Source organism: Mesorhizobium sp. M7A.F.Ca.US.005.03.2.1, from assembly GCF_003997795.1.
Lineage (GTDB): Bacteria > Pseudomonadota > Alphaproteobacteria > Rhizobiales > Rhizobiaceae > Mesorhizobium > Mesorhizobium ciceri.
The window spans coordinates 1-7,912 of sequence record NZ_RZRP01000221.1 but is presented as its reverse complement, the minus strand read 5'-3'; the positions used below and the strand labels follow the sequence as shown (position 1 = coordinate 7,912).

Genomic DNA, 7,912 nt, shown 5'->3' with positions numbered 1-7,912 from the left:
CCGCCGGAGAAAAAAGTTCCCGCCATTTCAGCAAAAACCAACGGAACACTCTTTGGCGCCCGAGGTTCGATGAGCTGAAAGCATCGTGACTGCATGGACGCTTCCGCCAGCCCATCGACAGCCTCTATGGCACGATGCACGATGCCATCTCCACTACGATCCTGGTTTGACCGGATGATGCTCGCGGCCGCAGGTTCCTCGACGATTGGATCGCGAGCCATCTGCCGTTTCCAGAACCGGCTCCCCCCATGGCTGCCAGCGACCTTGCGGACCAGCCGCCGGTGATGCCGGTACCAAGCCTGACGAGGTCAATGAAGAAGTCAGGAGCGTATCGGAAGTAATGTTCAAACGATGCATACAGCAACGACGCCTCACCGGCTTGACCGGTTTCTTGGCTCGCGCCTTTAGGTGGGCTGTGGGTCAAGTGGATTGCTAATACGAGGCTCAAGGACCTTTATCGTTATGCTTGTCTCTGCCGGCTGCGCCACATTCTATTGGTGGTGGAGAGACTGCTATGCCCTTCAGGGCGGGCTAGCGATGGAGCGCCTTCGAAGGTGAAAGCAATTCCCGCGTTCTCAAACGCCTGACGCATGGCCGCGATCTTGTGGGGACGCGGATTTCGAATACCGTTCTCAAAATCTCTGATCGTCATTTCGCTAACGCTCGCTTTTGCGGCAAGCCGTACTCGCGGCCAGTTCAGCAGGGCGCGTGCTGCTCTCGATTGAGCTGGTGAAAGTTGGGTTCGGCTGTCCATAGGATTTGAACATTCGATACGTCTAAAATGTTCCTTCGATCTATCGACGATCGAAAGATCGAGCAATTCCCGCGCGGGGGACGGTCGTCACGAGCGATGTCTCAGCGATGCATGCGTCAGGCAATAGGCCGGCACTGGGACGAGGGGGGCAAGCAGTGGGCGCCTGAAGCGAGCGCTGAGGGTTGGCCGGCGTCCGCCCGCTATCGCAACCAACCCTGTTGCGGCTCGTTGACCTATGCTGGTTGGTCCCAGCACACTCCAGAACCTGCCCGCCACCACTTCGCGGTGGCCGGCTTTTTGTTAATCAGCGGAACCTGATATGCCACGGCAGGTTGGAAGAGCGGCAGCGTCCCCCGCTGCCGGTCGAGGTCCCCAAGCCTCGCCCGGGTCCGCCTCTACCCGCAAGTGGGGGCGGACCCACTAAATATGTTGCGGATCCAGGCAACCTGGTTTGTTGCTGATGACGGGCCTTCGCGCTGGCGCTGCTACACACCTCATTGCAAGCACTCTACCGTGTCTGGGCCCGACCAAAGCCCGACATGGAATCGCAAAGGTCTGACCTATGAAACAAGGAAGCCTTTTCCACATTTGGAATGTGACCGTCGATCATCGTCCCTTCATCGTCGGTTGGTTGTTTACCCGCCACGGCTCGCTTGGCGTGGCGGGTACTCATTCATGGAGAGTGTATGCAGCCTGGTGAGATCATCGCGAACGTGTTTGCAGCGGGGTTGGTCAGTGTCCTGGTAGCAGTCGTTTTTCTGATTTTCGGGAACCCGCTCTGGCCTGAACGACACGTCCGGATGGTCATCATCCCGCCTGTCCATCGAATGACAACCACCGCTATCAAAAATGCCTGGCCAGACCTGCCGGACAAAATTGATTTGAACGTTTCGCGCCCGAGGCCGGCCACCGGTGAGCGGATCTGAAGCGTCCTTCGAAGCGCACTGACCTGGAGCGTTATGGCGCGCGCCCTGTGCTAGGGTGGCCGGTCAGCTTTCCGGTCTAGACTGAAGTGCATTGTGGATATGTGTTGCTGCGGTGGCGGCATGGCCAAACGCAACGGCAATTTGATTGAGACCCTCAGCCACGTCTCCAATGGCATAGAGACCCGCAGTCGACGTTTCGAGGTGTCGGCTGACCAGAACATATCCTTGCGCGTCACACTCTGCACCGAGTGCGGCGGCAAGTTCAGAGCGCACATCAGACCCCATTGCGGGGTACACCACATCCAATTCCCGCATTGGCGCACCGTCGGCCATGACAACGCCGAACCCGGTTGCTCGAGCAACAAGATCCTCGACGGTGTCCCAGATTTCGATGGCGCCTGCCGAGGCCATGCCGCGGGCGGCATCGGAAATATCCTCCGGATAGTTGGCGAGCAAGGTAACCTGACCGCTGTACTCCTTCAAAAACAGGGCTTCCTTGAGCGCCAGATGCTCTGGGCCGACGACGCCAATGCGCTTGCCCACGGCCTCATAGGCGTCGCAGACCGGACACAGTCGGACAGTGCCGGCCGCGACGGCCTCCTCCAGCCCTTCTATTGCCGGGGCCTTGTCCACGATCCCGGTTGCAAGAACCACGCGCTTTGCTCGGATGGTCCCGAAGGTGGTCGTCAGCACAAAGGTCCCGTCGCGCTTCTTGGCGCCCGCTACACGACCGTCCACTACGCCTGCACCGTATCTCTGTGCCTGGGCTTTGAGACGGCCGAGCAACTCTGACCCGCCTACGCCGTCCGGGAAGCCAGGACAGTTATGCGATTTTGGAATGAGCTTGGCTCGTGCGTCGCCGGCGTCTACCACGATCACCGAATGCAGGAATCTGGCCAGATACATGCCTGCCGCAAGTCCTGCGGGGCCGCCGCCGACTATAGCCACGTCGAATTCATGACCGGGGGAAGAAATTGGCATTTCGCCCAACATTGCAAACAGGATCTTGTTCCCTGCTTTGGCAGAGGGGATGAGCGACGGTCAGGCCTCCAAACGTTTACGCGGCAACTCGTCGAGGTCCCTTTCACCGGGCGATGGCGCGCGCCTCGATCTGATTTGCGCAATCTTCGCCATCAAGCGATTCCAGCTCCTGCAAATCAGGCTTCAATTCGAGGTGCCCGAAATGCCGACATGGCATTTCACCGGCCAACTTGCCTTAAACCTGCGACCGTGCGCATTTCCCAAGCCCACGCGATTCGAATCGGATCGACCTGCCGGGAAAACCCACCTGATAGCCCCGTCCTTCCGATCCGGAGGGGCGCAATGCTGATCGTCTGAAGGGCCGCTCAAATTTACTGACCCAGTCGAGGTGCAGACTATCATAGTTGATTGTTGCTGCCGGTGACCTCGCGTAATCAAAGGCTCACGAGGCTTTCCAACAGAGGACGGTATGTTGTATCCAGGTCGATTTTTGGAACCGAGCGATATTGTGATGCTTGCCCGTGTTTGTGCGACGGTCTGCGAACAGCGCGGCGTACCTGTTGCTTCGCGGGCCGGAGAACGGACAGCTGCGCACGTACTCAGGCTGTTTCTGAACGGCTTGACTGGGGAGAATGAGCTGATCGATGCTGAGAAGAACTGGGCTCGCGGGAGTGATCTGGCTTTCGAGGGGGCTCCTGTCAGCTACGAAAACAAAAGAGAGGCCGCGTGATTCAAGCTTCCTGAGAATCGAATGTAGCGAAGAAAACTGCTCGCACACGGGTCAGGCACCAGAGGCACCCTCCCTGCATATCGGGGGTGTTGCTGTGGCACTTCAGGTGAGAAAAAGATCTCCGCACGCCGCCCGATCCGTGGTGTCCGGGCGATTTTCCAGGTGGACTCGACATGAGGCAAGCGCATGCTTTTTGATCTCGGCTCGGGCCTTCCTGGTTTGGGGCTGAAGCGTCGGATTGGTCGGGGCACATCGATGTCTGTCAAAGTCCGAAGACCGCTTCGTAAAATCCGTTTCTAAACGCTGCCGATCCGCTCCTGGCCAAACGCCGCCGGACCGCTTTGGCGCAGCAATGAGCGAAGCAACAAAAGGGGCGGTTTGGCCGTTCTCATTAGTCGCACTGGCGGGCCGGGGCATTCGAAGACATGACTACGCCGCAAATTTTGTCATTTGCCGTAACCTTCGTGATGATGGCAGCGTTCGTGTGGGGTCGCTATCGATATGATCTGGTCGCGGCTGTGGCACTGTTGCTTGCTGTCGCGGTTGGCATTGTGCCTTTTGACGAAGCCTTCAGCGGGTTCAGCGACGATATCGTGATTATTGTCGGCAGTGCTCTGCTGGTGAGCGCAGGGATAGCACGCTCGGGTATCATGGAGGCAGCGATCAAGCGCTTTGCTCCGAAATTATCGGGAGTTCGGTCGCAACTGGCGCTGCTGGTGATCGTGGTCACGATCCTCTCTGCCTTTGTAAAGAATATCGGGGCGCTCGCTATCATGATTCCGATCGCCTTCCAGTTCGCGCGCCGGTCTAACATTTCACCCTCGATATTCTTGATGCCCATGGCATTCGGGTCACTGCTCGGCGGACTAATGACGCAGGTGGGAACATCACCCAACATCGTAGTGTCCCGAGTGCGAGAGGAGCTGATCGGAACCGCCTTCACAATGTTCGACTTCACACCTGTTGGAGCTGCCATAGCCGCTGCCGGAACGATCTTCCTGCTGTTTTTCTATTGGTTGTTGCCGGTGCGCGAAAAGCATGGCGGGTCACTGAATGAAGCCCTCGACATCAAGAATTACCTTACAGAGGCTCGAATTGTCGCCGACTCCACGGTGCTCGGGAAAACCGTCGCAGACCTCATGAAGCTCGCCGGGGGCGATGCAATCGTGACGTCGATCCTGCGCAATCGCACGATGCGGATGACGCCACTGCCCGACGTGGTCCTCAAGGTGGATGACATCCTGTTGCTCGAGGGCGACCCAGAAGCGCTGGATCGCCTTGTCTCCCAGGGCAGGCTCAGCGTGACCGGGGATAGGGGCGGTGGTGACGACACCACCAACGAGATGGTCGCTATCGAAGCCGTAATCGGTGAAAGCTCCTCTTTGATCGGCTGGACCGCCCAGCGCCTTGCCCTTTACGATCGCTTCAACGTCAACCTCCTGGCCGTCAGCCGTCGTGGGGAGCGCCTCGACCGCAGGCTGGCCGCAGTCGAGCTGAGGCTCGGGGACGTTGTCGTCTTGCGGGGCAGTGCAGCGAGGATGCCCGAGATACTTCGTGAACTCGGCTGCTTACCGCTGGCAGAAAGGGCTATCCTTCTTGGTAGCGTCCGCAAGGGTATCGTGCCGGTAGTGGTCCTTGCTCTCGCCATGGTGGCGACGGCGTTTGGGCTGCTGCCAGTGTCCGTCGCTTTTTTCGCGGCCGCGGTCGCGATTGTGCTTTTCAAGGTCATTCCGCTCCGCGATGTTTACCAATCGCTCGATGGGCCTATCCTCGTCATGCTCGCCGTTCTCATTCCAGTGAGCGATTCACTACGCAGTACAGGAGCTACGGGAGTAGTTGCCGGCGAGCTTGCTAGACTGGGGACCCTCCTTCCGGCGTCCGGCGCACTGACGCTCATCCTTGTCGCCGCCATGGCCGTTACGCCATTCCTCAACAATGCCGCCACCGTCCTTGTCATGGCGCCTATCGCCGCCGAATTTGCTAGTGATCTGGGCTACAGGCCCGAACCGTTTTTGATGGCTGTCGCCATTGGCGCCGGCTGTGATTTTCTCACCCCGATCGGACACCAGTGCAACACGCTTGTCATGGGGCCGGGTGGCTACCGCTTCAGCGACTATCCGCGTCTGGGACTTCCCCTGTCTTTCCTCGTAGTCATTGTTGCTGTGCCGATGCTTATGATCGTCTGGCCAATGAACTGACATCCGATATTCGGATGCCTTCTTGGAAATCCCACACGACACCACAATCGTGAATGAGGTCGCCGCGCAAGCCTGACGCGGGCTGGCCAACCTGCGGTCAGTGTCGCCAGCAGTTCCCCTCTCGTCCCGCCCGCGGCAACAGAAACTGTGTTCCGGCCGCTCTATCGGGGCAAAGGGAAAGCCAGCAAACAAACCTTAGGCCATGGACTATACACCGCAGCGAGATTGTCAGGGGCTTGGCGGAGTATTGACGTCGTTTCTCACCTAGGAAAAGCCGGTTCACCTTCGTAATGACGACAGGCCGATAACTCTTTCTTCGAGAATACGAGGCCCTTTCGGGCTGCGATCAGCATCACAAGTCGTGTGTTGCTCAGCGGCAGGGCCCTGGTGAACTGCAAGTCGTCGCGACGACCATTCGACCTTGGTGCTACCTGAGATACCAGCGTTGCACATCGCGCAGGAAGGACGAGGGCGGCTGTTAGCCGCCCATTCATTTCATCTCACACGTTGCGACGACCTCTGGCGCTTTCCAGGTCATCACCTGTGTAGACTTCATCCGTTGGATCGAAGCCGGTCCAACCGCCTGCTTCGTATTCGGTTCGCCGATGGGCTATGTCGACGGAATTATATTGCTTCAGTATCTGTTCCGCGTCGGGGACAAGGTCGTCTTCGACCCTGGCTATAACCATTGTTCCCCCGCGCCGAACGCCTTCGGCATAAACATGTGCGTCGCTTTCCGGCACACCGGACTCTGTCATCGCGCCGATGATGCCGCCCGCTGCGCCACCGACCACGGCACCGCCGACAGCGCCGACCGCAGTCGCTGCCAGCCAGCCCGCGGCAACCACGGGGCCGAGACCAGGTATGGCCATCAGGCCAAGGCCGGTGAGCAGGCCGCCGGCCCCGCCGACAACGGCGCCGACACCAGCCCCTGCTGCCGCATCCTCGCCAGCCTCCGACGCTTCGCCCGTAAGCCGGCCGCCCGAATTACCCGCCACGATGCTAATATCGTCGTGCGGAACGCCCGTGGCTTCAAGCTCGCCCACAGCGTCGCTTGCTTGATCGTAATTGTCGAAGAGGCCTGTTACGGTTTTCATCTGATTTGTCCTTGGTTGGTGATCAATTCTTGCCGGCAACGACGTTGCCTTGAAAGTCGAGGGCGATGGGTGCTGCTTTGCCGTCCTTGCTCGCCGTTCCACGCCAGATGCCCTTGTCATCCTTCGTCAGGGCGGAGACGTCCGAGTAGCCCGCCTTTTCGATGGCGCTCTTGGCCTGGTCCTCGGTGAAGCTGTTGGCGCCAGGCACCGGTGCCACAGAATTTGTGGCGGCCGCATCGGACGCGGCTGGCGCGGAACTGTCGGGGGCAGGAGCGGCAGCCGCGACCTTGCCAACCATCTCCTGATGCATCTTGAGTGTCGGCAACGTCTCGCTTGCAAACGACTTGAGAGCGGAATTGTCGCCGTCCTTGGCGTAGCTTTCAAACATGCTTACAGCATCGGCATGCGCCCTCTTCTGCATGTCGGCATAGGTTGCATCGACTGGCGCCGCGGCTGACTGCAACTTGTCGACGTCGCTCTTGTGGGCAGAGTCGAGGTCGGCGGGCACCTGCAATTTTTGTTCGCCGGCAATACTCTCGAGTTTGGCGTTCGCAGCACCGTGGTCGGAGATCATCTTCTGAGCGAAATCCTTAAGGGTCGGATCCTGGAGCTTGCTTTGAGCGACCTTGCTGGACTGCACTTCGAACATCCCGCCGATCGCGGCCTTCGTGACGAAGTCCTGGGCCGTCTCTGCTGACAAGGCAGGCAGTACAGCGGTCATTGCGGTCGCGATCGACAGCGATGCCATGCGTAGTTTGGTTCTCATGCTTAGGTTCCTTGGTTGAGGAGGACGATGAACTCCAATCTCCCGGCGCCATCTTTGTTCCGAGCCTTGGTAAATGTCGGATATTTTCGGGGCGCCATTCCCGCCGTCACGAGCTGGGCGGAGTGACACCGATCCCAGATTGTCCAGGAACCCCAGACCGATCGAAGAGTTGCCATTGCTCGCAGAGGGGACCTGATGGCGGGAAAATCCAACGGTGAGTTCGGTTTGCTTGCCGGCAAAGAGCCTGAAGCAGACGGGACGGCCGACCAGAAGATCACCACACGACGGAAAGACGTCGGTAGCGCCACAGATTGCGCTTACCCAGGCATCCCGGCGGCGTCAGCCGGTCGACATGCGTGACCTTCGCCAAGTAAATTGCCGGGCAAGGCTCGTTTCTGAGGGTTAGCTTATGAAAGCCCGCCGCCCCATTTGCGAAGCGGCGGGCTTCATCCGCCCCAAC

The 7,912-nt window shown here is 59.1% G+C and carries 8 protein-coding genes; 2 read left to right on the top strand and 6 right to left on the bottom strand.

Features of this window, described 5'->3' with window-relative positions:
* Positions 1–221: hypothetical protein (locus EN991_RS40320; protein WP_206519206.1), on the bottom strand; the 221-nt coding region annotated here is incomplete at its 3' end.
* Positions 222–460: 239 nt separating this feature from the next.
* Positions 461–754: a helix-turn-helix transcriptional regulator gene (locus tag EN991_RS14550; protein WP_127369011.1), complete on the bottom strand. Its 294-nt coding sequence runs from the start codon at positions 752–754 to the stop codon at positions 461–463.
* Positions 755–1,440: 686 nt separating this feature from the next.
* On the opposite strand from EN991_RS14550, the gene EN991_RS14545 reads away from it, so the two are divergent.
* Positions 1,441–1,680: a hypothetical protein gene (locus tag EN991_RS14545; RefSeq protein WP_027161858.1), complete on the top strand. Its 240-nt coding sequence runs from the start codon at positions 1,441–1,443 to the stop codon at positions 1,678–1,680.
* A gap of 63 nt (positions 1,681–1,743) precedes the next feature.
* Here EN991_RS14545 and EN991_RS14540 read toward each other — a convergent pair whose 3' ends face one another.
* A complete protein-coding gene (locus tag EN991_RS14540) occupies positions 1,744–2,661 on the bottom strand; it encodes an NAD(P)/FAD-dependent oxidoreductase (RefSeq protein WP_127369010.1) in 918 nt (305 codons plus the stop codon).
* A gap of 1,155 nt (positions 2,662–3,816) precedes the next feature.
* Here EN991_RS14540 and EN991_RS14530 point away from each other — a divergent pair.
* On the top strand, positions 3,817–5,589 hold the full coding sequence (locus EN991_RS14530; RefSeq protein ID WP_024504640.1) for an SLC13 family permease: 1,773 nt from the start codon (positions 3,817–3,819) through the stop codon (positions 5,587–5,589).
* Between the two features lie 500 nt (positions 5,590–6,089).
* Here the strand turns inward: EN991_RS14530 and EN991_RS14525 are convergent, their stop codons facing one another.
* The 3 genes from EN991_RS14525 to EN991_RS40315 all read right to left on the bottom strand — a co-directional run.
* On the bottom strand, positions 6,090–6,686 hold the full coding sequence (locus EN991_RS14525; RefSeq protein ID WP_013525101.1) for a hypothetical protein: 597 nt from the start codon (positions 6,684–6,686) through the stop codon (positions 6,090–6,092).
* Between the two features lie 22 nt (positions 6,687–6,708).
* Positions 6,709–7,452, bottom strand: a complete 744-nt coding sequence (locus EN991_RS14520) for a DUF4142 domain-containing protein (RefSeq protein WP_127369009.1) — start codon at positions 7,450–7,452, stop codon at positions 6,709–6,711.
* 274 nt (positions 7,453–7,726) lie between these two features.
* The coding region (locus tag EN991_RS40315) for a hypothetical protein (protein ID WP_206519205.1) at positions 7,727–7,912 on the bottom strand (186 nt) is incomplete at its 5' end.